Origin of the sequence: Leifsonia sp. NPDC077715 (genome assembly GCF_040686855.1) — a bacterium.
Lineage (GTDB): Bacteria > Actinomycetota > Actinomycetes > Actinomycetales > Microbacteriaceae > Leifsonia.
In genome coordinates this window covers 877,457-898,567 of the sequence record NZ_JBFBOG010000002.1, presented here as the reverse complement: position 1 = coordinate 898,567, position 21,111 = coordinate 877,457, and the positions used below count along the sequence as shown (strand labels likewise).

Sequence of the window (21,111 nt, the reverse complement as noted above, 5' to 3'; positions counted from 1 at the left end):
CACCGTGCTCACCGCTTGCGACACTCCTGTCGTCCCCACCTCAACGAAGAGAACAGGTTGGAATCACATGAAAGGCACCAAGCTCCTCACCGGAGCGGCCGTCGTGATGGCCGGCGCGCTCGCCCTCACCGGGTGCAGCGGAGGCTCCGACAGCTCGAGCAGCAATGGCAAGGTCAACATGACCCTCTGGCAGAACTCCACCACCGGCCCCGGCCAGGAGTTCTGGAAGAACGCCGTCGCGGCCTTCGAGAAGAAGAACCCGAACGTCACCATCAAGGTCCAGTCGATCCAGAACGAAGACCTCGACGGCAAGCTCCAGACCGCGCTGAACTCCGGCGACGCACCCGACATCTTCCTGCAGCGAGGCGGCGGCAAGATGGCGGCGATGGTCAACGCCGGCCAGCTCATGGACATCACCGACAAGGTGTCGTCCGAGACCAAGAAGAACATCTCCGAGGGCTCGTTCAAGGCCGAGACCTACCAGGACAAGGTGTGGGCCATGCCCATCGCCGTGCTCCCGGGCGGTCTCTTCTACAGCCAGGATCTGTTCAAGGCCGCGGGCATCACCGACGCGCCGAAGACGATCAGCGACCTCAACGACGACGTCACCAAGCTCAAGAGCACCGGCGTCGCCCCCATCGCGCTCGGCGCGAAGGACGCCTGGCCCGCCGCGCACTGGTTCTACTGGTTTGCGCTGCGCGAGTGCGCCGGCTCCACCATGGAGAAGACGGCCGACTCGAAGTCGTTCTCGGACGGCTGCTGGCTGAAGGCCGCGGAGGACCTGCAGAAGTTCTCCGACACCAAGCCCTTCAACGACGGCTTCCTCACCACCTCCGCCCAGCAGGGTGCGGGCAGCTCCGCCGGCCTCGTCGCGAACCACAAGGCCGCGATGGAGCTCATGGGCGCCTGGGACCCGGGAGTGATCGCGTCCCTCACGCCTGACCAGAAGCCCCTGCCCGACCTCGGCTTCTACCCCTTCCCGGAGGTTCCGGGCGGCAAGGGCGAGCCGGGCTCGATCATGGGCGGCGTCGACGGGTACTCGTGCTCGGTCAAGGCCCCCAAGGAGTGCGCCGACTTCCTCAACTTCGTGGCCACCACGGACCAGCAGGAGGCCTACTACAAGGCCTTCAACGCCCCGCCGGTGAACTCCGAGGCGCAGAAGGTCGTCACCGAGCCCTACCTGAAGGATGTGCTGGCCGCCTACAACAAGGCGCCCTACGTCTCGCAGTGGCTCGACACCGTCCTCGGCCAGAACGTCGGCAACGCGCTGAACGTCGCGGTCGTCGACATGCTCGCCGGCAAGAGCGACCCGAAGCAGCTCATCCAGGCGGCCAACGACGCCGCCAAGAAGGGCTGAGGCAGGTTAGCTCGTGACTGATATCCGCGAGAACACCACCGGCCTCGAGCCGGCCGCGGGTCTCGCGCAGCACGACGGGGGCGACGCGATCGCGTCGCCCCCGTCGCGCCGGCGCCGCCCCCGCAAGGGCCGCTGGTCCGGACGCCTGGAGATCGCCCTCCTGGCCGGACCCGCGGTCATCGTCTTCCTGGGCTTCGTGATCGCCCCGGTCGTGATGGCGGCCTACTACGGCTTCTTCCGCTGGGCCGGATACGGGACCCCGACCGACTTCGTCGGCCTCCAGAACTACATCACGATCCTCACGGACTCGGCGTTCCAGCAGGCGCTGGCGCACAACGCGTTCATCGTCGTGATGTCGATCGTGCTGCAGGGTCCGATCGCGATCCTGCTGGCGCTGCTGCTCAACCGCAAGATGCGCGGCCAGTCGATCATCCGCGTCCTGATCTTCGTGCCCTACGTGATCGCCGAGGTCGTGGTCGGCACGGGCTGGAGCCTGATGCTCGCCACCAACGGCGCGCTGAACGGCATGCTCAAGAACCTCGGCCTCGACTTCCTGGTCCACGACTGGCTCTCCGACCCGAGCCTCGCGATCTGGACGCTGATGGGCATCCTGACCTGGAAGTACGTCGGCTTCGCCGTCATCCTCTTCCTCGCCGGCCTCCAGGGCATCCCGGAGGAGCTGTACGAGGCGGCTGCGCTCGACGGCGCGTCCTACTGGCAGATCCAGCGGCGCATCACGCTGCCGCTGCTCGGCCCGACGCTGCGCATCTGGGCCTTCCTCTCGATCATCGGGGCGCTGCAGCTGTTCGACCTCGTCTACATCATCTGGGGCCAGTACGTCGCATCGACGGCCGGCACCTCCACCATGGCGACGTACATGGTCGCGAACGGCCGCAACGCGGGCAACTTCGGCTACGGAAACGCCGTCGCCGTCGTGATCTTCCTGATCTCGCTCATCGTCGCACTCGTCTACCAGCGGTTCGTGCTCCGGCGCGACACCGCGGGCGCCATCACCGGCGACAGCCGGAAGGCGCAGCGCGCAGAAAGGAAGGGACGATGACGACCCTCACCGCCACTCCCGAGCCCACGCTCCCGGGTACGACCCGGCGCAAGGAGAAGGGCCTACCCTGGGGCTCGCCGATCATCTACTTCGTGGCGCTCGTCGTCATCGCCCTGATGCTCGTGCCGATCGCGTACATCGTGCTCGGCGGCTTCCGCACCAACTCGCAGATCACGGTCGACCCGGCCGGGTTCCCGAACCCGTGGAACGTCCAGAACTACCTGAGCGTCCTCAGCGGCAGCACCTTCTGGCAGGAGGTGGGCAACTCGACGATCGTCGCGCTGGTGACCACCCTCGGCGTGATCGTGCTCGGCCTGATGGCGAGTTACGTGCTGGCGCGCTACAAGTTCCGGGGTCGCGGTTTCCTCTACGCCCTGTTCGCTGCCGGCCTGATGTTCCCCATCACCGTCGCGATCACGCCGCTCTACATCGTGGTGCGCAACATCGGCCTGATGAACTCGCTCGGGGGCGTCATCCTGCCGCAGATCGCCTTCGCCCTTCCGACGACCATCATCATCCTGGTGCCGTTCCTGCGGGCCATCCCGGACGAGATCGAGGAGGCCGCGTTCATCGACGGATGCAGCCGGCTCGGGTTCTTCTGGCGGATGGTGCTCCGGCTCTCCCTGCCGGGCGTGATCACAGTCGGCATCCTGGCCTTCATCGCCAGCTGGAACAGCTATCTGCTGCCGCTCTTCCTCCTGAACAACGAGGCGACGTTCACCCTGCCGCTGGGAGTGCAGGCGTTCTCGTCGCAGTACTCGCAGGACACGGCGAAGGTCCTGGCCTTCACCTCCCTGTCCATGATCCCGGCGCTGGTGTTCTTCAGCCTGTTCGAGCGCCGCATCGTCGGCGGCCTGACCGGCGCCGTCAAGGGCTGACCGCCCGCTCCGCTAGAAGTGAGATCCGAAATGACCGAATCCCTCCATCCCACTGCGCCCTCCGAGCGGGTGCGCGCGCTGCTCGGCGAGATGACCCTCGAGGAGAAGCTCGCGCAGCTCGTCGGGTACTGGGTCGACAAGGGCGACGAGCTGGTCGCGCCGATGGCCGGCGAGATGGGCAACCCCGGAGCCTACGCGGACGCCACCGAGCACGGCCTCGGCCAGCTCACGCGCGTCTACGGGACCCGCCCGGTCGACCCTGCCGAGCGCGCCGCCTGGCTGTGGTCGGAGCAGCGCCGGCTGAAGGAGGAGACCCGACTGGGCATCCCCGCCCTGGTGCACGAGGAGTGCCTGACCGGGCTCGCGGCCTGGAAGGCGGCGACGTTCCCGACCCCGCTGGCGTGGGGTGCGTCCTTCGACCCCGAGCTGGTGGAGGAGATGGCCGGGCTGATCGGGCTCTCGATGCGCGAGCTCGGCATCCACCAGGGCCTCGCGCCCGTGCTCGACGTGATCCGCGACCCGCGTTGGGGCCGGGTTGACGAGTGCATCGCCGAGGACCCGTACGTCGTCGGAACCCTCGGCACCGCCTACGTGCGCGGCCTGCAGGGCGCGGGCGTCCACGCGACGCTGAAGCACTTCGTCGGCTACTCGGCCTCGCAGGCCGGTCGCAACCACGCGCCCGTGCACGCCGGCCCCCGCGAGGTGCGCGACACCCTCCTGCAGCCGTTCGAGATGGCGGTCCGGGATGGCGGGGTGCGGTCGGTCATGAACTCGTACGCCGAGATCGACGGGGTGCCCATCGGTGCTTCGCCCGAATACCTCACGGGGATCCTCCGCGACGAGTGGGGCTTCGACGGGACGGTCGTCTCGGACTACTTCTCGGTCGCCTTCCTGCACACGATGCACGGCGTCGCGGCCGACCTCGGCGAGGCGGCCGCCCTGGCCCTCGCCGCCGGGATCGACGTTGAGCTGCCCACGGGCGACGCGTTCCTCGAGCCGCTGGTCGAGCGCATCCGCTCGGGCGAGACGGACGAGGCGCTGGTCGACCGCGCCGTGCTGCGCGTGCTGGCGCAGAAGGAGGAGCTCGGGCTGCTCGACGAGACGTTCGACAACCCGCCGACCTCGATCGACCTGGACACGCCCGCCCACCGGGACGTGGCGCTCCGCCTGGCCGAGGAGTCGCTGGTGCTGCTCACGAACGACGGCACGCTGCCGCTGGCGACGTCTCCCCGTCGCATCGCCGTGCTCGGCCCGAACGCGGACGCCCCCGAGGCCCTGATGGGCTGCTACTCGTTCGCCAACCACGTGCTGGCCCACCACCCGGAGGTGCCGCTCGGCTTCGAGCTGCCGTCGGTGCTGGAGGCGGTGCGCGGGGAGTTCGCCGGTGCCGAGGTCGTGCACGAGCGCGGCTGCGACGTGGAGGGCGACGACCGCTCGGGCATTCCGGCGGCCGTGGCCGCCGCGAGCGCCGCCGAAGTCGCGGTCGTGATCGTCGGCGACCGCGCGGGCCTGTTCGGCCGCGGAACGGTCGGCGAGGGCAACGACGTGGAGAGCCTGGAGCTGCCGGGCATCCAGCGCGAGCTGGTCGAGCGGGTCGTCGCGACCGGCACGCCCGTCGTGCTCGTCGTGCTCTCCGGCCGTCCGTACGCGATCGGCTGGGCTGTCGAGGGCGTCACCGCCCCCGCGGCCGTAATGCAAGCATTTTTCCCGGGCGAGGAGGGCGGCCGTGCCATCGCGGCGGTCCTCTCCGGCCGGGTCGCTCCGTCCGGTCACCTGCCGGTCTCCCTCCCCCGCTCCGCGGGCGCGCAGCCGTACTCGTACCTCCACCCGATCCTCGGCGGACCGAACGAGATCACGAGCGCGGACAGCACCCCGGTGCTGCCGTTCGGGCACGGGCTCTCGTACACGACGTTCGAGCGGTCCGAGCTGACCGTGGACGCGGAGGTCGCCGCCGGCGGCACGTTCACCGCGAGCGTGCGCGTCCGGAACACCGGAGACCGCGCCGCGACCGACCTCGTCCAGCTGTACGCCCGGGATGTGCACGCCAGCGTGACGCGTCCGGTGGCGCAGCTGCTCGGCTACCACCGCATCGAGCTGCAGCCTGGCGAGGAGGCGGTGGTGCGGTTCGCCGTGCCGACGACACGTCTCGCGTTCTCGGACCCGGCGTTCCGCCGCATCGTGGAGCCGGGCGCCGTGGAGCTGTGGGTCGGGCCGTCGTGCGACGTGCGCGAGGCCACGGCGGCGCTGACGATCGCCGGCCCGGTCCACGAGGTCACCGCCGCGGACGCCCGCCTGGTGACGTCGGAGGCCGAGACGGCTACCGTGGGTGCCGTCTGAGCCTCAACTCTCGCGCTGCACGCCTCCGTGCGGTATAAGTTTATTGAAACAACAAATCACCGACGACGCTGAAGGAACATCCATGAGCCTCACCCCCACCCGCGCCGACAAGTTCTCGTTCGGTCTGTGGACCATCGGCTACAACGGCACCGACCCGTTCGGCGGCCCCACCCGCCCCCAGCTCGACGTGGTCGAGGCGGTGCACAAGCTCGACGAGCTCGGCGCCTACGGCCTCACCTTCCACGACGACGACCTCTTCGCGTTCGGCTCGACCGACGCCGAGCGCCAGAAGCAGATCGACCGCCTCAAGCAGGCCCTCGCCGACACCGGCATCATCGTGCCGATGGTGACCACGAACCTGTTCTCGGCACCGGTCTTCAAGGACGGCGGCTTCACCTCCAACGACCGCGCCGTGCGTCGCTTCGCGCTCCGCAAGGTGCTGCGCAACCTCGACCTGGCGGCCGAGCTCGGCGCCAAGACGTTCGTCATGTGGGGCGGCCGCGAGGGCGCCGAATACGACGCGGCGAAGGACATCCGCGCCGCGCTCGAGCGCTACCGCGAGGCCGTGAACCTGCTCGGCGACTACGTCACCGACAAGGGCTACGACATCCGCTTCGCCATCGAGCCGAAGCCGAACGAGCCGCGCGGCGACATCCTGCTCCCGACCGTCGGCCACGCGCTGGCGTTCATCAACTCGCTGGAGCGCCCGGAGCTCGTCGGCCTCAACCCCGAGGTCGGCCACGAGCAGATGGCGGGCCTCAACTTCGCCGCCGGCATCGCCCAGGCGCTGTACCACGGCAAGCTTTACCACATCGACCTCAACGGGCAGCGCGGCATCAAGTACGACCAGGACCTCGTCTTCGGCCACGGCGACCTGCAGAACGCATTCGCTCTGGTCGACCTCCTCGAGAACGGCGGCGCCGACGGCGGCCCGGCCTACGACGGCCCGCGTCACTTCGACTACAAGCCCTCCCGCACCGAGGACATCACCGGCGTCTGGGACTCGGCGGCCGCGAACATGCGCACCTACCTGCTCCTCAAGGAGCGTGCGCAGGCGTTCCGCGCCGACCCCGAGGTGCAGGAGCAGCTGGAGGCGTCCCGCGTGATCGAGCTGTCGCGTCCGACCCTGGCCGACGGCGAGACGTACGACGACCTGCTCTCCGACCGCAGCGCCTACGAGGACTTCGACCCGAGCGCGTACTTCGGCGCGAAGGGCTTCGGCTTCGTGCGCCTGCAGCAGCTGGCTCTCGAGCACCTGCTGGGCGCCCGCTGACCGCTGAACCCCTCGAAGTGCACGTCGTTGCGCATCCGACCGGCGTGTCGGCCGCAACGACGTGCACTTCACTCGTTCGACCCGTGGAAGGAAGAGACAGCGAGATGACGCTGGTTGCGGGAGTCGACTCGTCGACCCAGAGCTGCAAGGTGGTCGTGCGCGACCTCGAGACGGGCGCGCTCGTGCGCTCGGGGCGTGCCGCGCATCCCGACGGCACGGAGGTCGACCCGGCCGCGTGGTGGTCCGCGCTGCAGGATGCCCTCGCGGCAGCGGGCGGGCTGGACGATGTGGACGCGATCTCGATCGCCGGTCAGCAGCACGGCATGGTGGTGCTGGATGCGGAGGGCCGCGTCATCCGCGACGCCCTGCTCTGGAACGACACCCGCTCGGCGCAGGCGGCCCGCGACCTGATCGACGAGGTCGGCGCGGACGAGTACGCGCGCCGCGTCGGCGTGGTGCCGGTCGCGTCCTTCACCGCGACGAAGCTGCGCTGGCTGCGGGGTGCGGAACCGGAGAACGCGGCGCGGGTCGCCGCGGTCGCGCTCCCGCACGACTGGCTGACCTGGCGCCTGCGGGGCTACGGGCCCGCGGACGAGAGCGAGCTCGGGCCGGATCTGGAGGCGCTGACCACCGACCGCTCGGATGCGAGCGGCACGGCGTACTGGGGTGCGGCGACCGGGGCGTACGACCCCGACCTGTTCGAGCGGGCGCTCGGGCGCCCGGGCCGCGAGGCCGGTTCGGGCGACGGGGACGCCGTGGTGCTCCCCCGCGTGCTGGGACCGTCGGAGGCCGCCGGCCGTACGCCGTCCGGCGTGCTCGTCGGTCCGGGCGCGGGCGACAACGCGGGCGCCGCCCTCGGACTCGGCGCCGCCGAAGGCGACGTGGTCGTCTCGATCGGGACCTCCGGCACCGTCTTCGCCGTGACCGAGCAGCCCGTCGCCGATCCCTCGGGCACCGTCGCCGGCTTCGCCGACGCGTCCGGGGTCTCCCTTCCGCTGATCGCGACCCTCAACGCCGCGCGCGTGCTGGGCTCCATCGCCGGTCTCCTGTCGGTCGACTTCGACCGGCTCGCCGAGCTGGCGCTGACCGCGGAGCCCGGCTCCGGCGGCGTCGTGCTCGTGCCGTACTTCGAAGGTGAGCGGACGCCGAACCTGCCGGATGCGAAGGCGAGCGTCCACGGCCTCACCCTGGCGTCGACGATCCCCGCGAACCTGGCGCGCGCCGCCATCGAGGGGATGCTGTGCGGGCTGGCCGACGGCCTCGACGCCGTGCGCTCCGTCGGGGTCCGCGAGCGCCGCATCCTGCTCATCGGCGGCGCGGCGCAGAACCCGGCGGTCGCACAGGTCGCCGCGCAGGTCTTCGACGCGCCGGTCGAGGTGCCGTCACCCGGCGAGTACGTCGCCGACGGCGGAGCGGTGCAGGCGGCCTGGGCGCTGACCGGCACACGCCCGTCGTGGACGGTCGAGACCGCCGCGACCCTGCCCGTCGACACGCGCCCGGTCATCCGCGAGCAGTACGCCGCCGCCCGCTCCTGAGTTCAGCCGACGGCGACGCGGTCCCTCTCGGCCAGCGCCGCCGCCACCCGCTCGGCCAGCTCGGCCGGCGTCGCGTCGATGTCGAGCGTCAGGTGGCGCTCGTCGTGCGCCGGCGGCTCCAGCAGGGCCAGCTGACTCTGCAGCATGCCCGCCTTCATGAAGTGGTGCTCGCGCGCGGCCAGGCGATCCCCCAGCAGGTCGGGCGAGCCGGTGAGGTGCACGAACAGCACGTCGTCCGCCCGGAGAACATCCCGGTAGCGGCGGGTGAGGGCCGAGCAGGCCACCACGACCGGCCGGCGCTCCCCCATCCACGACGCGATGGAGGCGAGCCAGGGCGCGCGGTCCTCGTCGGTGAGCGGGATCCCCGCGCCCATCCGCTCGACGTTGGCCGCGGGGTGAAGGGCGTCGCCCTCCAGCAGCTCCCACCCGAGCCGGGCTGCGACGAGGGCGGCGACCGTGGACTTGCCGCACCCCGCGACGCCCATCACGACGACCGCGCGCACCGGCGTCATCCGAGGCCGCCGACGAACAGGCTCACGATCAGGACGCCGGCCAGGCCGACGACCGAGATCAGGCACTCGAGCACGGTCCAGCTCTTCAGCGTCTGCGGGATGCTGAGACCCAGGTACTCCTTCACCAGCCAGAAGCCAGCGTCGTTGACGTGCGACAGGAACACCGAGCCGGCACCGATCGCGAGGACCATGAGCGAGACCATCGGGGTCGACAGGTGCTCGGTGAGCGGCAGGAGGATGCCGGCCGCGGTCACCGTCGCGACGGTCGCCGAGCCGGTGGCGACGCGGATGAGGGCCGCGACCGTCCAGGCGAGGAGCAGCACGACGATCCCGCTCGCGCCGGTCGCCCATCCCGCGATGACCTGACCGATGCCGGTGTCGACCAGCACCTGCTTGAAGCCGCCACCCGCGCCAACGATGAGCAGGATGCCCGCGATCGGAGGAAGGGAGGCGCTGAGGCTGTTCTGCATGGCCTTGCGGTCCATCCCGCCGCCCAGGCCCAGGAGGAGCAGACCGGCCAGCACGGCGACGGTCAGCGCGATGACCGGGGTGCCGAGGAAGTCGAGCACGACCTTCCAGACCGGCGCGGCGTCGGCCGGCGTCGCGATGTCGGCGACGGCCTTGCCCAGCATGAGCACGACGGGCAGCAGGATGCTGATCAGCGCGGCGGCGAACGACGGACGGCGGCGAGCGCCGGCCTTCTCGGCCTCGTCCGCGACGAACAGCGCGGGGACGCCCGCCGGCACCCACCGTGCGGCGACACGGCTGAACAGCGGGCCGGCGATCGCGATGGCCGGGATGGCGACGATGACGCCGAAGGCCAGGGTCAGTCCGAGGTTCGCGCCCAGCGCGCCGATGGCGACCAGCGGACCCGGGTGCGGCGGGACCAGGCCGTGCATCGCCGAGAGGCCCGCGAGCGTCGGCAGCGCGATGCGCATGAGCGGCAGGCCGGAGCGGCGGGTCACCAGGATGATCACCGGCATCAGCAGCACGAGGCCGACCTCGAAGAACATCGGCAGGCCGATGATCGCGCCGACCGCGCCCATGGTCCACGGGAGCATCCGGGCGCTGGTGCGCGAGACCAGCGTGTCGACGATCCGGTCGGCGCCGCCGGAGTCGGCGAGCAGCTTGCCGTACATCGCACCGAGGCCGATGAGCACGCCGACGCTGCCCATCGTGTTGCCGAAGCCGGTGATGAAGCTGGCGATCGCCTTGTCGGCCGCCATGCCCGCCGCGAGGCCGGCCACGAGCGAGCCGAGCAGCAGCGACAGGAACGGGTGGAGCTTGAGCCAGGTGATCAGGATGACGATCACCGCGATGCCGACGAGCGCGGCGATGATCAGCTGGCCCTCGGGGCCGGTCGGCTCCGGGGCGGGGGTGGGGGCGGGCGCGGCGGCAGCGAGGCGCCCGAGAAGTGCTGTGGTCATGAACGTCCTTGGTCGTGAATCCGGATGAGGCAGGGATCACTCTAGGAATAAATCAGATTTGTGTCGAATCGGTGCTCATATTTGCGGACGAATTACGCACAGTCGATAATGAAGGGGTGACGCAGCCGCCACCCGGTTCCCTGCACGAGCAGGCCATCGCCTCGCTCGGCGCGCGGATCGTCGCGGGTGACATCCCGGTGGGCACGGTCCTGACGCCCGAAGGGCTGGGGATCTCGCGCACGGTGCTGCGCGAGTGCCTGCGGGTACTGGAATCGCTCGGCCTCGTTCAGGCGCGCCGGCGCCGCGGGACGGTCGTGCTGCCGGAGACCGCGTGGCAGGCGCTCGACCCGCGCATCCTGAGCTGGCGGCTCGCCGGGCCGGACCGCATGCGCGCGCTGGGAGACCTCAGCGAGCTGCGGCGGGCGGTCGAGCCCGTCGCCGCCCGGCTCGCCGCGGAGCGCGCGACACCCGAACAATGCGGCGACCTCACGGCGGCGATCGTCGGGATGTCGGCGACCCAGCGCTCAGCGAACCGCGACGAGTACCTGGCGCACGACCGCGACTTCCACCGCGTGCTGCTGGAGGCGTCAGGCAACCCCGTGTTCGCCGCGCTCAGCGACGCGGTCGCCGAGGCCCTGATCGGGCGGACGGAGCACTCCCTCATGCCCGGAACGGCGAATCCGGAGGCGATCCGGCTGCACGAGGAGGTTGCGGCGGCGATCCGCCGGGGCGACGGCGCGGCTGCCGAGGCGGCGACCCGCGCGATCGTCGAGGAGGCGGACGGCGCCGTCCAGCGACTGGCGCGCTAGCCACGCCGACGAGCGTCAGGCGCGCCGCAGGATGCGCGGGCCGACCAGCCACGCGAGTACGCACAGCAGCGCGGACACGGCGAACGCGCCGACGAACGGCCACCCGCCCCCCGCCTCCCGCAGCGCCGCGAAGACGATGGCCGTCGCCGCCAGCGCCACAGCCGACCCGGTCGCGTCGGAGATCGACAGGGCCGAGCTGTTGAAGCCCTGGTCGTCGTCGGTCGAGTACTCGAGGGTCAGCACGCCGAGCCGTGGGTAGAGGATGCCCATCCCGCCGCCCGCGAAGGCCCAGGCGATCACGGCGACGGCCGGGCTCAGGTGCCACACCGCGGTCGCGATCAGCGCCGCGAGCGCGATCGTCAGCCCGAGCGCGCCGAGCCGGGCGGCGAGCCGGTTGCCGATGCGCGGGAAGTGGCCCTGCACCCAGGACGCCGCCGACCAGGTCAGCCCGGCCGCGGTCAGCGCCAGTCCGGCGACCGCCGCCGACTGGCCGTACTCGGTGACGAGCAGAAGGGGCACGTACACCTCGGACGCGAAGAACGTCCCGGCCACGATCGCGCGCATGAGGATCACGCTCGGCAGCCCGCGCCGACCGAGCAGCACACCCCGCGGCACCAGCGGGCGGAGAGCGAACGCGGCCAGCACGGCGGCGACCACCGGCACGACCCACTGGACCGGCCCGGTCGCCTCCGCTGCGAGCGTCAGCGCGAGCACCGCGGCCGCCAGCAGCACCGCCCAGAGCAGCCGCGCCGGACGGAACGGCGCCGGGTCCGCCGGGGGCTCGAGCACGCCGTGCATCACCGGCACGACCATCAGCATGGCGAGCGCGGTCAGCGCCACGACACCGAGGAACACCCACCGCCAGCCGACCGTCTCGGCGAGGAGGCCGGCGATGAACGGACCGATCAGCGACGGGATCACCCACGCGGCTGCGAAGCCGGCGAAGATGCGGGGATGCAGCCGCGGCGGGTACACCCGCGCCACGATCACGTAGAGCACGACGGTGAGCGCTCCCCCGCCGAGCCCGTGGACGAGGCGACCCGCCACGAACAGCCCCATCGTCGGCGCCGTGCCCGCCAGCAGCAGGCCCGCGGCGAACAGCACCACCGAGGCGATCAGCGCGCTGCGCGGATTGCCCCGGTCGGCCCACGCGCCGGCGGCGACCATGCCGACCACGCTCACCGCGAGCGGACCGGCGAAGGCGAACGCGTAGAGCGCCGCCCCATCGAGCTCCCGGCTGACCGCGGGCATGATCGTGGTGACCGCCAGCGCCTCGAACGCCGCCAGCATGATGAGCAGGCACATCCCGATGCTGGTCCAGCGGAACGGCGGGCTCAGGACGCCGCCGGACACCGCGCGGTCGGGGGATGCGGAGCCGGTCGACACGGAGTCCAGGTCGCGCGAGCTCATGGGCTCCAGCCTAGGCCTGGCCACCGACGCCGCGAGGGGTCAGGCGAGCTCCGTGGTGGACGACCGGACGATCAGATCCGGCAGCAGACTGACAGCGGTCAGCTCCTCGCCGCCCTCGATCTCGGCCACCAGGCTCTCGACGCTGCGGCGGCCGAGGTCGGTGAAGTCCTGCAGGACGGTCGTGAGCGGTGGCCAGAAGTGCGCGGCCTCCGGGATGTCGTCGAAACCGACCACGCTCAGGTCCTCCGGGAGGCGTCGACCGAGCTGGTAGGCCGCGTGGTAGATCCCGAGTGCCATCTGGTCGTTGGATGCGAACACCGCGGTCACCCCCGGGTCGCGCAGCACCTCGAGCCCCAGCCGGTACCCCGACTCGGCGGTCCAGTCCCCTTCGGGCACCGGCTCCGGTGCGAGACCCGCGTCGGCGAGCTCCTGGCGGTACCCGTGGACGCGCGCCTGCGCCTCGAACCACGCGAGCGGCCCGGAGACGTGCACGATCCGCCGGTGCCCGAGCGACACCAGGTGCCGCGTCGCGGCGCGCGCACCGGCGACCTGGTCGACGGTGAGCTCGCGCTGCAGAGACGACGGACCGCCCTGCAACGTGACGTACGGCACACCGAGGCGGGCCGACTGGAGCTGCTCGATCACCACCTCCTGCGGGGCGATGACGACGATCCCCTCGACGGACTGCGCGAGCAGATGGTCGAGGGCCGCCTCGATGGATTCGCCGGTCAGGTCGGGGAGCTGCGCGACGGCCACCGAGTATCCGGCGGCGCGGCCCGCGTCCTGGATCGCGTTGATGCTCGACACCGGACCGTAAAGGGCCGCGGCGGTGGTCGACAGCACGCCGATCGTCCGGGACCGGGCGGTGACGAGCGCGCGGGCCGCCCGGTTGGGCCGGTAGTGCAGCTGGAGCATCGCCTCCTGCACACGCTGCCGGGTGGACTCGCGGATGCTGGGGTGGCCGTTGATCACGCGGGACACCGTCTGGTGCGACACCCCGGCGAGCGCGGCGACGTCGCGCATGCTCGCGGCGCGCTGGTGCTCCGTCACCGGGTCCCCCTCGCCTGCCGCGGGTCGGGTCCGCGGTGCCCCTATTATGCGCGATCGGCGCGCGGGAGCGGTTCGGGCGCACCCGCGTCGCCCGAGGCCGATCGCCCCCGACGCGTCCGCCGCGCGACGAGCCCGACCACGAGCGCCACGACGGCGACGCCGGCCGGGAACACCAGGTGCCAGCCCGCGAGGATGAGGAGGCCGGCGGCGAGCACGCACGAGAGCAGCGCCATCCACCAGCCGAGCGAGCGCGCAGGCAGCAGCCGCAGCGCGGATGCGACGCCCAGGCCGTAGACCGCCGCCGCGATGCTGGTGTGCACGAGGATGAACGGCTGCAGGTCGCCGCTCGACAGCACGACGACGGAGTACACCGCCATGACGACGGCCGAGAGCAGCAGCCCCCGGCGGGCGACCGCGCCGTTCTCGGCACCGCGGCCGAACCACGCCGGCAGGTCGCCGTCGCGGCCCATGGCCGCGCCGAGCTTGCTGAACGCGGCGAGGTAGGCGTTGAACACGCCGGTGACCACGATCGCGGCGATGACGGCCACCACGATGGCGCCTCCCGATCCCGTCGACACCTGCACCAGGTCGAGAAGCGGCACGGCGCTCGTGGCGGCCTGCGACCCCAGGACCGTGACGGTCACGGTCTGGATGGCCAGGTACGCGACCGACACGATGATCAACGCCAGGGCGGTCGCCCGGGGGATGTCGCGCCGCGGGTTCCGGAACTCCCCGCCGATGCCCGCCACGGCCTCCCACCCGGCGAACGCCCAGATGTAGAGGGACATGGCGAGTCCGACGCCCGCCCAGCCGTGCGGCAGCAGAGGCTGCAGGTGCGCGGCCTGCCCGTGCGGCGCCGCGGCCGCGAGGACGAAGACGAGCACGGCGACCAGCGCGCCGGAGAGGACCAGCTGCACGGAGGCGGCGAACCGCACGCCGAAGGCCGTGACGGCGACCGGGATCACCATCAGGCCGACCGCGATGAGGGTCGTCGCCAGCGCGTCGCCGCCGATGACCGCGACCACGTACCGTGCGGTCATCAGCGCGGCGATCGGGGCGCCGATCGGCGTGCCGAAGTAGAACCAGTAGCCGATGATCCGGGCGGCATCCGGTCCGAAGGCGCGACGCGCGAACGTGGCGACGCCGCCGGCGTCCGGGTGGCGACGCGCCAGGGCGGCGAACGTGGCCGCGAGCGGCACGGAGATCAGCGCGAGCGCCCCGACGGCGAGGATCGCACCTGGCCCGGCGGCCGCAGCCGCGAGCGCCGGCAGCACCAGGATGCCCGTGCCCAGCACCGCCGCGATGTAGAGCGCCGTACCGCCCGCGACGCCGAGCGTGCCGTGCGGCGCATCCGGCACCCGCGGGTCGGGCAGCTCAGGCTCCGGACCGTGGGCGCGCGTGGTCGAGGGCCCGCGTTCCGTCATGTGACCATGATGGCGCGGACCCCCGACACCGGGCGAACCGGAGCTACTGCGTCAGGTCGTACACGGTCACCCCGTCCACGGTCTGCGCGGTGAAGTTCTCGGACACCCACGACGCGATCTCGCTCGAGGCGCTGCTCCCGCCGTTCGACTGCCCGCCGACACCGCCCGCGATGAAGTAGTGGATGCGTCCCGCCTCGACGTACGCCTGGAACTGCGCGAGGGTGGGCGACGGATCGGATCCGTTGAAGCCGCCGATCGGCATCACCGGCTGCTGCGTCGCCAGCTGGTAGCCGGCGGCGGAGTTGGAGCCGACCGCGGCGGCCACCCAGGTGTACTGCGAGGCATCCGCCTTCAGGAGCGCGGCGAGCTTCGAGCCGACGCTGCCGGAGCCGAGGAGGGAGCCCATCCCGCCGCCTCCGCCTCCCGGCGCCGCACCGGCGCCCCCGGTCGTCGTCCCTCCGGCGGCCGTCCCGGTCCCGCCCGGCGCGGTCCCGCCCGGAGGCGTCCCGCCGAATCCGCCCGGCGCGCCGCCGGCCGGCCCGACGCCGGTGCCACCCGGCGCTCCGCCGAAGGCGCGTCCGCCGCCCGGCCCGCCCATCCCGCCGGCCACTGCCGGACCCGCGGTGACGATCGACCCGGTGTGCGCCGTCGTGACCGTCTCGATCGTGTACGCGAGCGGCGCGAGCAGCCCGGCGACCAGGGTGACCGCGATCGTCGCGGCGGCGAGCACCCGCCGCGGCGGCAGGAGCAGCAGCACGGCGGCCGCGATCGACGCGATCAGCACGACCACCTTCAGCCAGGGCAGCCAGTCGGACGCCCGGTCGAGCAGCACCCAGGCCCAGACGCCTGTGCCGAGCACCACGACGGCCGACAGGATGCGCACCCACAGCCGCTCGCGCGCCCGCCAGGCGGCGGAGGCGCCGATCGCCACCGTCCCGGCCAGCGCCGGGGCGAGCGCGACCGTGTAGTAGGCATGGAAGATCCCGGCCATGAAGCTGAATGCGAGAGCCGTCACGACGAGCCAGCCGCCGAACACGAGCAGGGTCGCCCGACGCGCGTCCGTCCGCGCCATGCGCCGGCCGAGCACCAGCGCGAGAACGAACAGGACCAGCGCCGCGGGCAGCAGCCACGCGATCTGACCGCCGATCTCGTTCTCGAACAGGCGCAGGATGCCGGTCTGGCCCCACATCCCGCCGCCGGTGTTCCCGACACCGCCGCCGGTGACCGACCCGGTCTCGGCGCCCGTCAGACGGCCGAGCCCGTTGTAGCCGAAGGTCAGCTCGAGGAAGCTGTTCGTCTGCGATCCCCCGATGTACGGGCGCCACGAGGCCGGAACCAGCTCGACGATCGCGACCCACCATCCGGCGGAGACGACGACGGCGCCGAGCGCGGCGAAGAGGTGCCCGAACCGCTTCCGCCACGACACCGGCGCCGCCGCCAGATACACCCCGGCGAGCACCGGGAGGATGAGGAACGCCTGCAGCTGCTTGGTAAGGAACCCGAAGCCGACGGCGACGCCGGCCCAGACCACCCAGCGGATCCGTCCGCTCTCGATCCCGCGCAGCGTGAGGTACGCCGACAGGGCGAGCAGCAGCACGAGCAGCGCGTCCGGGTTGTTGAACCGGAACATCAGGGCGGCCACCGGCGTGATCGCGAGCACACCGCCTGCGAGAAGCGTGGTCTGCGCGGAGAACCGGCGGCGGACGATCGCGTACACGAGCCCGACGGTGGCGACACCCATCAGCGCCTCCGGCACGAGGATGCTCCACGAGCTCAGACCGAACAGCCGGACCGAGAGGGCCATGATCCACAGGCTCGCGGGCGGCTTGTCGACGGTGATCGAGTTGGCGGCGTCGCTGGAGCCGTAGAAGAACGCCTCCCAGTTGACGCTGCCCGCCTGCACGGCGGCCGAATAGAAGGAGTTGGCCCAGCCGCTGGCCGCGAGGTCCCAGAGGTAGAGGAGCGCGGTGATGGCGAGCAGGCCGAGGAGCGCCGGGCGTTCCCAGGCGGCCGCGTCGGCACGACCGCGGATCAGCCGGCGTGCGGCGCGCGCGACCCGTCCGGGAGGCGCGGCGGCGTGCGGGTCTGCGGCGGTCGTGGGGTTCGTGGTGGTGGTCATGGCTTCACTCGCTTTCAGCAGAGACGGGAACGGAGGCGGAAACAGGAGCGGGGACGGCAGCGGGTATCGGGGCGGGCTGCACGGCCGGTCTCGTCCGCGCCGGCCGGAACACCCAGAGCCGCAGCAGCACGAAGCGCAGGAGGGTCGCGACGAGGTTCGCGACCGTCAGCACGACCAGCTGCAGCTGCGCGGACGCGGTCGGAGCCGCCGCGTGGAGGAGCGCGAGCGATCCGCTGGTGAGGCCCCACGCGATCCCGAACACGATGAGTCCCTGGAACTGGTGCTTGACCATCCCGGGGCCGTTGACGCCGAAGGTGAAGCGCCGGTTCGCCCAGGTGTTCGCGATGGCGGTGAGGAGCAGCGCCGCGAAGTTGGCGGCCTGCGCGGTGAGCACCGACTGCAGCAGCAGATAGAGCACCGCGTAGGCGGCGGTCGACAGCACGCCGACCACCCCGAAGCGCAGCACCTGCCCGAAGAAGCCCGGCGGAGAGGGCGGTGCAAACGGCCGCCTCCCGAGCTCGGCGTAGACGGCCTCGAGCGGGATGCGCCCGCGCGCGAGATTGCTGCCGACGCGCAGCATCCCCTTGAGGTCGTCGCGGGCCGTGCGCACGACGTCGACCGAACTGTCCGCGTCGTCCACCCAGTCCACCGGGATCTCGTGGATGCGCAACCCGGCCCGCTCGGCGAGGATGAGCAGTTCGGTGTCGAAGAACCAACCGTCGTCCTCGACCAGCGGGACGAGCCGTTGGGCGACGTCCCGGCGGATGGCCTTGAACCCGCACTGCGCGTCGCTGAACCCGACGGACATCGTTCGCCGCAGCAGCAGGTTGTAGCTGCGGGAGATGAACTCGCGCTTGCCGCCCCGGGTCACGCGCGCGGTCCTCCCCAGCCGGGTGCCGATCGCGAGGTCGGAGTGGCCGGAGAGCAGCGGCGCCACCAGGGGCGGCAGCGCGGCAAGGTCGGTGGACAGGTCCTCGTCCAGGTAGACGAGCACCTGCGCCGGTGAAGCGAGCCAGACGTGCTTGAGAGCGCGTCCGCGCCCCTTGAGCGGGAAGTGGACGGCGACGACGCCGGGCAGCGCGTCGGCGAGCGCATCGGCCAGGGCGGGCGTCGCGTCGGTGCTGGCGTTGTCGGCGATGGTGATGCGCCAGCTCCACCCGACCGACCGGGTCAGGTAGTCGTGGAGGCGCTGGATGGAGGACTCGAGCGTCGCCTGCTCGTTGAACACGGGCACGACGACATCGAGCGCCAGGACGGGCGTTGCGTGGGTGGAGGTTTCGAGCGTCATGCCGACACCCTCGCGTCGTTACATTCCCGTGACCTTTCGTGACCCTATGACCGGCTCATGCGTCTTCTGCGGACTCCCTATGGGCGCACTCTCAGGCCGCCGCAGGTTCCGCCCGACCCCGACTCGCGGGAACATGTGGGACGGAGGAGGCTGCGTGCTCGGACTGGAACTGCTCGTCGTCATCGGCGTGATCACGCTCGTGAGCAAGGTGCTGTCGCGTCGCATCGGTGTCGCCCAGCCGCTGCTGCTGGTCGCCTTCGGCGTGCTGATCGGCCTCGTGCCGTTGTTCCGCGACATCGAGCTTGCCCCCGAGGTCGTGCTGTTCCTCTTCCTTCCGGCGATCCTGTACTGGGAGAGCCTGACCACCTCGCTGCGTGAGATCCGTTCGAACCTGCGCAGCATCGCGCTCATGAGCACCCTGCTGGTGGTCGCAACGGCGGGCGCGGTCGCGGTGCTCGCCCACTCGATGGGTCTGGGCTGGGGACCGGCGTGGGTGCTGGGCGCCGCCGTCGCCCCGACCGACGCCACGGCTATGACCTCGTTCACGCACTCCCTTCCGCGGCGCAACGTCACCATCCTGCGCGCGGAGAGCCTGGTGAACGACGGGACGGCCCTCGTCCTCTGGTCGCTCGCCGTCGGCTTCACGGTCGGGGACGCCGACGTCAGCTTCGGCGCGGTCACCGTCACGTTCCTGTTCGCCTATCTGGCCGCGGCAGGCATCGGAGCGTTGGTGGCGTGGCTCGCGATCCTGGTGCGCCGCCGCCTCCAGGACGCGATCACCCAGAACATCGCGATGCTGCTCACGCCGTTCATCGCCTATCTGCTGGCCGAGCTCGTGCATGCCTCCGGGGTGCTCGCCGTCGTCGTCGCCGGCCTCATCATCAGCCAGGCGGGACCGCGCGTCGGCGTCGCAGAGGGACGCCGTCAGTCCGACGCGTTCTGGTCGTTCTCGACCTTCCTGCTCAACGCGAGCCTGTTCGTCCTGGTCGGGATCGAGCTCCCGCGCTCGGTCGGGGAGCTCGCCACGAGCGACCTCGGCATCGGGCTGGTCGCCATCGTCTTGGTCACGGTGGTGATCGTCGGGGTGCGGATCCTCTTCCAGTTCGCGAGCGCGTACACGATCCGCGCGATCGACCGGCGGCCCCAGCAGCGGGCGCGGCGGCTGAGCAACCGCTGGCGCATCGTCAGCGGGCTCTCCGGATTCCGGGGTGCCGTCTCCCTGGCCGCCGCACTGGCGGTGCCGGCGACGATCGGCTCGGGCACCCCGTTCCCCCACCGCGACTTCATCGTCTTCGTGACCACCGGAGTCATCATCGTGACCCTGGTCGTGCAGGGCCTCGTCCTCCCGGCGGTCGTCCGCTGGGCGCAGCTTCCCGAGGACGAGTCCGTCGGGCACGAGCTGCGGCTCGCCGAGACCAACGCGACCCGGGCGGCGCTCGACGAGCTGCCGGAGCTGGTCCGCCGGCTCGGCGTCGACCAGGAGATCGCGGAACGCATCCAGAACGAGTTCGAGGAGCACCTGGAGCTGCTGGAGGCCGAGGACGAATCCCGCGACGGCGAGGAGGCGATCGAGCGCAGCCGTCAGGACACCGACCTGCGCCTGGCCCTCCTGCACTGCAAGCGCGAGGAGGTCGTCCGCCTCCGTGACGAGGGTGAGATCGACGACATCGTGCTGCGCGACGTGCAGCGACGGCTCGACGTCGAGGAGGTGCGGCTCACCGGCCGCGAGCCCGGCGAATGACGGCCTTCTGCTTCGCCCGATGCCCGTCTACCATCGCGCTCAGAGCATCCAGGAAGGGGTGTGCACCATGACCGACGCCAAGGAGAACTGGCCGGAGACGCCGTCCGGCGAACCGATCGACGTGGACGCGATCGCGGAGGGCACCGAGGACGAGGGGCCGTACGACGCCGACGGTGTCTTCGAGCCGGCGCACGACGAGTTCGACCCGCTGGAGGACGACAGCGGCAACTGACCCGCACCTCTTGTCCCCCGGTCCTGTACCCCGCTAGGGTCTGTCGTAGACAGGCCGCACAAGGGGGAGGGGTGCAGCGTGACCACATTCGACACACCGATCGGGAACGTTCCGAAACCGGGTCAGGACGTTCATCTCGTCCGCTGGATCCGGTCGGCGGACGGCTGGACGAGCGAGACCGTGCTGTGCACCTATGTGGCGTGCACGCCCGACTCGTGGATCGTCGATTCGCGCGGCCAGCGCATGGCGCTCGCGCGGGAGGAATGGTCGCAGTTCGCCTTCTGATCCGGGAGGGGCATCGACTTCACGGCCGGCTGGCTGACAGCGCTCAGAGCCCGGCCCGTCCGGCCAGGATCTCGACGGCCACGCGCCAGTCCCGCGCCGGGATGCCCTCGCCGGCGTCCTCCTCGCCGGGGAGCCGGGCAACGAATCCCGGCCAGAGCTCACCCGTGCTGTGCAGCTCCTCGATCAGGCCGAGGTATTCGCCGCCGTAGTAGACCTCCCATGCGGCGGTCGCGGTCGGGCTGTACATGAGGGTGAGCGGCAGCGAGCCGTACGTGTAGACGGCGTGCTGGTGGGCGAGGTCCCTCTCCGTCATGACCGCAGAATATGCGCGATCACGCGCACACGGAAGGGACCGCGACGCGCTGTTGCACGCC

18 protein-coding genes are annotated in these 21,111 nt (G+C 71.5%); 10 read left to right on the top strand and 8 right to left on the bottom strand.

The annotated features are described in order from the left end of the window. The first annotated feature begins 67 nt into the window (after positions 1-67). From AB0P25_RS11405 to xylB, 6 genes are all read left to right on the top strand, one after another. On the top strand, positions 68-1,357 hold the full coding sequence (locus tag AB0P25_RS11405; protein ID WP_363807407.1) for an extracellular solute-binding protein: 1,290 nt from the start codon (positions 68-70) through the stop codon (positions 1,355-1,357). A 13-nt stretch (positions 1,358-1,370) separates the two neighbouring features. Then, positions 1,371-2,417, top strand: a complete 1,047-nt coding sequence (locus tag AB0P25_RS11400) for a sugar ABC transporter permease (protein ID WP_363807406.1) — start codon at positions 1,371-1,373, stop codon at positions 2,415-2,417. Continuing rightward, complete coding sequence (locus AB0P25_RS11395; protein ID WP_363807405.1) at positions 2,414-3,295, top strand: carbohydrate ABC transporter permease; 882 nt, start codon at positions 2,414-2,416, stop codon at positions 3,293-3,295. The genes AB0P25_RS11400 and AB0P25_RS11395 overlap by 4 nt, the downstream gene beginning before the upstream one ends. A 30-nt stretch (positions 3,296-3,325) precedes the next feature. Beyond that, positions 3,326-5,632 (top strand): glycoside hydrolase family 3 N-terminal domain-containing protein, encoded by a 2,307-nt coding sequence (locus tag AB0P25_RS11390; protein WP_363807402.1) that lies wholly within the window; start codon positions 3,326-3,328, stop codon positions 5,630-5,632. A gap of 82 nt (positions 5,633-5,714) precedes the next feature. Further along, positions 5,715-6,905, top strand: coding sequence for a xylose isomerase (gene xylA / locus AB0P25_RS11385; protein WP_363807401.1), 1,191 nt, complete (start codon positions 5,715-5,717; stop codon positions 6,903-6,905). A gap of 104 nt (positions 6,906-7,009) precedes the next feature. After that, on the top strand, positions 7,010-8,440 hold the full coding sequence (gene xylB, locus AB0P25_RS11380) for a xylulokinase (RefSeq protein ID WP_363807399.1): 1,431 nt from the start codon (positions 7,010-7,012) through the stop codon (positions 8,438-8,440). A gap of 2 nt (positions 8,441-8,442) precedes the next feature. Here xylB and AB0P25_RS11375 read toward each other — a convergent pair whose 3' ends face one another. Both AB0P25_RS11375 and AB0P25_RS11370 read right to left on the bottom strand, forming a co-directional pair. Beyond that, positions 8,443-8,952, bottom strand: a complete 510-nt coding sequence (locus tag AB0P25_RS11375; protein WP_363807398.1) for a gluconokinase — start codon at positions 8,950-8,952, stop codon at positions 8,443-8,445. Continuing rightward, entirely contained in the window at positions 8,949-10,379 is a 1,431-nt protein-coding gene (locus AB0P25_RS11370) for a gluconate:H+ symporter (RefSeq protein ID WP_363807397.1), read from the bottom strand. Before AB0P25_RS11370 ends, AB0P25_RS11375 begins: the two co-directional genes overlap by 4 nt. Positions 10,380-10,495: 116 nt before the next feature. On the opposite strand from AB0P25_RS11370, the gene AB0P25_RS11365 reads away from it, so the two are divergent. Beyond that, complete coding sequence (locus AB0P25_RS11365; RefSeq protein ID WP_363807395.1) at positions 10,496-11,188, top strand: FadR/GntR family transcriptional regulator; 693 nt, start codon at positions 10,496-10,498, stop codon at positions 11,186-11,188. Between the two features lie 15 nt (positions 11,189-11,203). Here AB0P25_RS11365 and AB0P25_RS11360 read toward each other — a convergent pair whose 3' ends face one another. Genes AB0P25_RS11360 through AB0P25_RS11340 form a run of 5 tightly spaced genes read right to left on the bottom strand, consistent with a single transcriptional unit; the run spans position 11,204 to position 18,479 of the window. Continuing rightward, the gene (locus AB0P25_RS11360) at positions 11,204-12,598 is read right to left on the bottom strand and encodes an MFS transporter (RefSeq protein ID WP_363807394.1); all 1,395 of its coding nucleotides are present in this window, start codon (positions 12,596-12,598) and stop codon (positions 11,204-11,206) included. Between the two features lie 39 nt (positions 12,599-12,637). Then, the gene (locus tag AB0P25_RS11355; protein ID WP_363807392.1) at positions 12,638-13,648 is read right to left on the bottom strand and encodes a LacI family DNA-binding transcriptional regulator; all 1,011 of its coding nucleotides are present in this window, start codon (positions 13,646-13,648) and stop codon (positions 12,638-12,640) included. Between the two features lie 44 nt (positions 13,649-13,692). Beyond that, positions 13,693-15,072: an amino acid permease gene (locus tag AB0P25_RS11350; protein WP_363807391.1), complete on the bottom strand. Its 1,380-nt coding sequence runs from the start codon at positions 15,070-15,072 to the stop codon at positions 13,693-13,695. A 43-nt stretch (positions 15,073-15,115) separates the two neighbouring features. Continuing rightward, positions 15,116-17,191: a glycosyltransferase family 39 protein gene (locus AB0P25_RS11345; protein ID WP_363807390.1), complete on the bottom strand. Its 2,076-nt coding sequence runs from the start codon at positions 17,189-17,191 to the stop codon at positions 15,116-15,118. Between the two features lie 4 nt (positions 17,192-17,195). Next, the gene (locus AB0P25_RS11340; protein ID WP_363807389.1) at positions 17,196-18,479 is read right to left on the bottom strand and encodes a bifunctional glycosyltransferase family 2/GtrA family protein; all 1,284 of its coding nucleotides are present in this window, start codon (positions 18,477-18,479) and stop codon (positions 17,196-17,198) included. Between the two features lie 154 nt (positions 18,480-18,633). Here AB0P25_RS11340 and AB0P25_RS11335 point away from each other — a divergent pair, with 154 nt between their 5' ends. From AB0P25_RS11335 to AB0P25_RS11325, 3 genes are all read left to right on the top strand, one after another. Further along, positions 18,634-20,220 carry a Na+/H+ antiporter gene (locus tag AB0P25_RS11335; RefSeq protein ID WP_363807388.1) on the top strand — a complete coding sequence of 529 codons (1,587 nt, stop codon included), beginning with the start codon at positions 18,634-18,636 and terminating at the stop codon, positions 20,218-20,220. A 67-nt stretch (positions 20,221-20,287) separates the two neighbouring features. Continuing rightward, a complete protein-coding gene (locus AB0P25_RS11330; protein WP_363807387.1) occupies positions 20,288-20,452 on the top strand; it encodes a hypothetical protein in 165 nt (54 codons plus the stop codon). Positions 20,453-20,530: 78 nt separating this feature from the next. Further along, the gene (locus AB0P25_RS11325) at positions 20,531-20,737 is read left to right on the top strand and encodes a hypothetical protein (RefSeq protein ID WP_363807386.1); all 207 of its coding nucleotides are present in this window, start codon (positions 20,531-20,533) and stop codon (positions 20,735-20,737) included. Between the two features lie 43 nt (positions 20,738-20,780). Here AB0P25_RS11325 and AB0P25_RS11320 read toward each other — a convergent pair whose 3' ends face one another. Then, positions 20,781-21,050 (bottom strand): hypothetical protein, encoded by a 270-nt coding sequence (locus AB0P25_RS11320; RefSeq protein WP_363807384.1) that lies wholly within the window; start codon positions 21,048-21,050, stop codon positions 20,781-20,783. Between the last annotated feature and the right edge of the window lie 61 nt (positions 21,051-21,111).

What these genes read in the sequence shown, in the direction of transcription:
- AB0P25_RS11405 (WP_363807407.1), top strand. Translation starts at nt 68, where the DNA reads ATGAAAGGCACCAAGCTCCTCACCGGAGCGGCCGTCGTGATGGCCGGC.
- AB0P25_RS11395 (WP_363807405.1), top strand. Translation starts at nt 2,414, where the DNA reads ATGACGACCCTCACCGCCACTCCCGAGCCCACGCTCCCGGGTACGACC.
- AB0P25_RS11390 (WP_363807402.1), top strand. Translation starts at nt 3,326, where the DNA reads ATGACCGAATCCCTCCATCCCACTGCGCCCTCCGAGCGGGTGCGCGCG.
- xylA (WP_363807401.1), top strand. Translation starts at nt 5,715, where the DNA reads ATGAGCCTCACCCCCACCCGCGCCGACAAGTTCTCGTTCGGTCTGTGG.
- xylB (WP_363807399.1), top strand. Translation starts at nt 7,010, where the DNA reads ATGACGCTGGTTGCGGGAGTCGACTCGTCGACCCAGAGCTGCAAGGTG.
- AB0P25_RS11375 (WP_363807398.1), bottom strand. Translation starts at nt 8,952, where the DNA reads ATGACGCCGGTGCGCGCGGTCGTCGTGATGGGCGTCGCGGGGTGCGGC.
- AB0P25_RS11370 (WP_363807397.1), bottom strand. Translation starts at nt 10,379, where the DNA reads ATGACCACAGCACTTCTCGGGCGCCTCGCTGCCGCCGCGCCCGCCCCC.
- AB0P25_RS11360 (WP_363807394.1), bottom strand. Translation starts at nt 12,598, where the DNA reads ATGAGCTCGCGCGACCTGGACTCCGTGTCGACCGGCTCCGCATCCCCC.
- AB0P25_RS11350 (WP_363807391.1), bottom strand. Translation starts at nt 15,072, where the DNA reads ATGACGGAACGCGGGCCCTCGACCACGCGCGCCCACGGTCCGGAGCCT.
- AB0P25_RS11345 (WP_363807390.1), bottom strand. Translation starts at nt 17,191, where the DNA reads ATGACCACCACCACGAACCCCACGACCGCCGCAGACCCGCACGCCGCC.
- AB0P25_RS11340 (WP_363807389.1), bottom strand. Translation starts at nt 18,479, where the DNA reads ATGACGCTCGAAACCTCCACCCACGCAACGCCCGTCCTGGCGCTCGAT.
- AB0P25_RS11330 (WP_363807387.1), top strand. Translation starts at nt 20,288, where the DNA reads ATGACCGACGCCAAGGAGAACTGGCCGGAGACGCCGTCCGGCGAACCG.
- AB0P25_RS11320 (WP_363807384.1), bottom strand. Translation starts at nt 21,050, where the DNA reads ATGACGGAGAGGGACCTCGCCCACCAGCACGCCGTCTACACGTACGGC.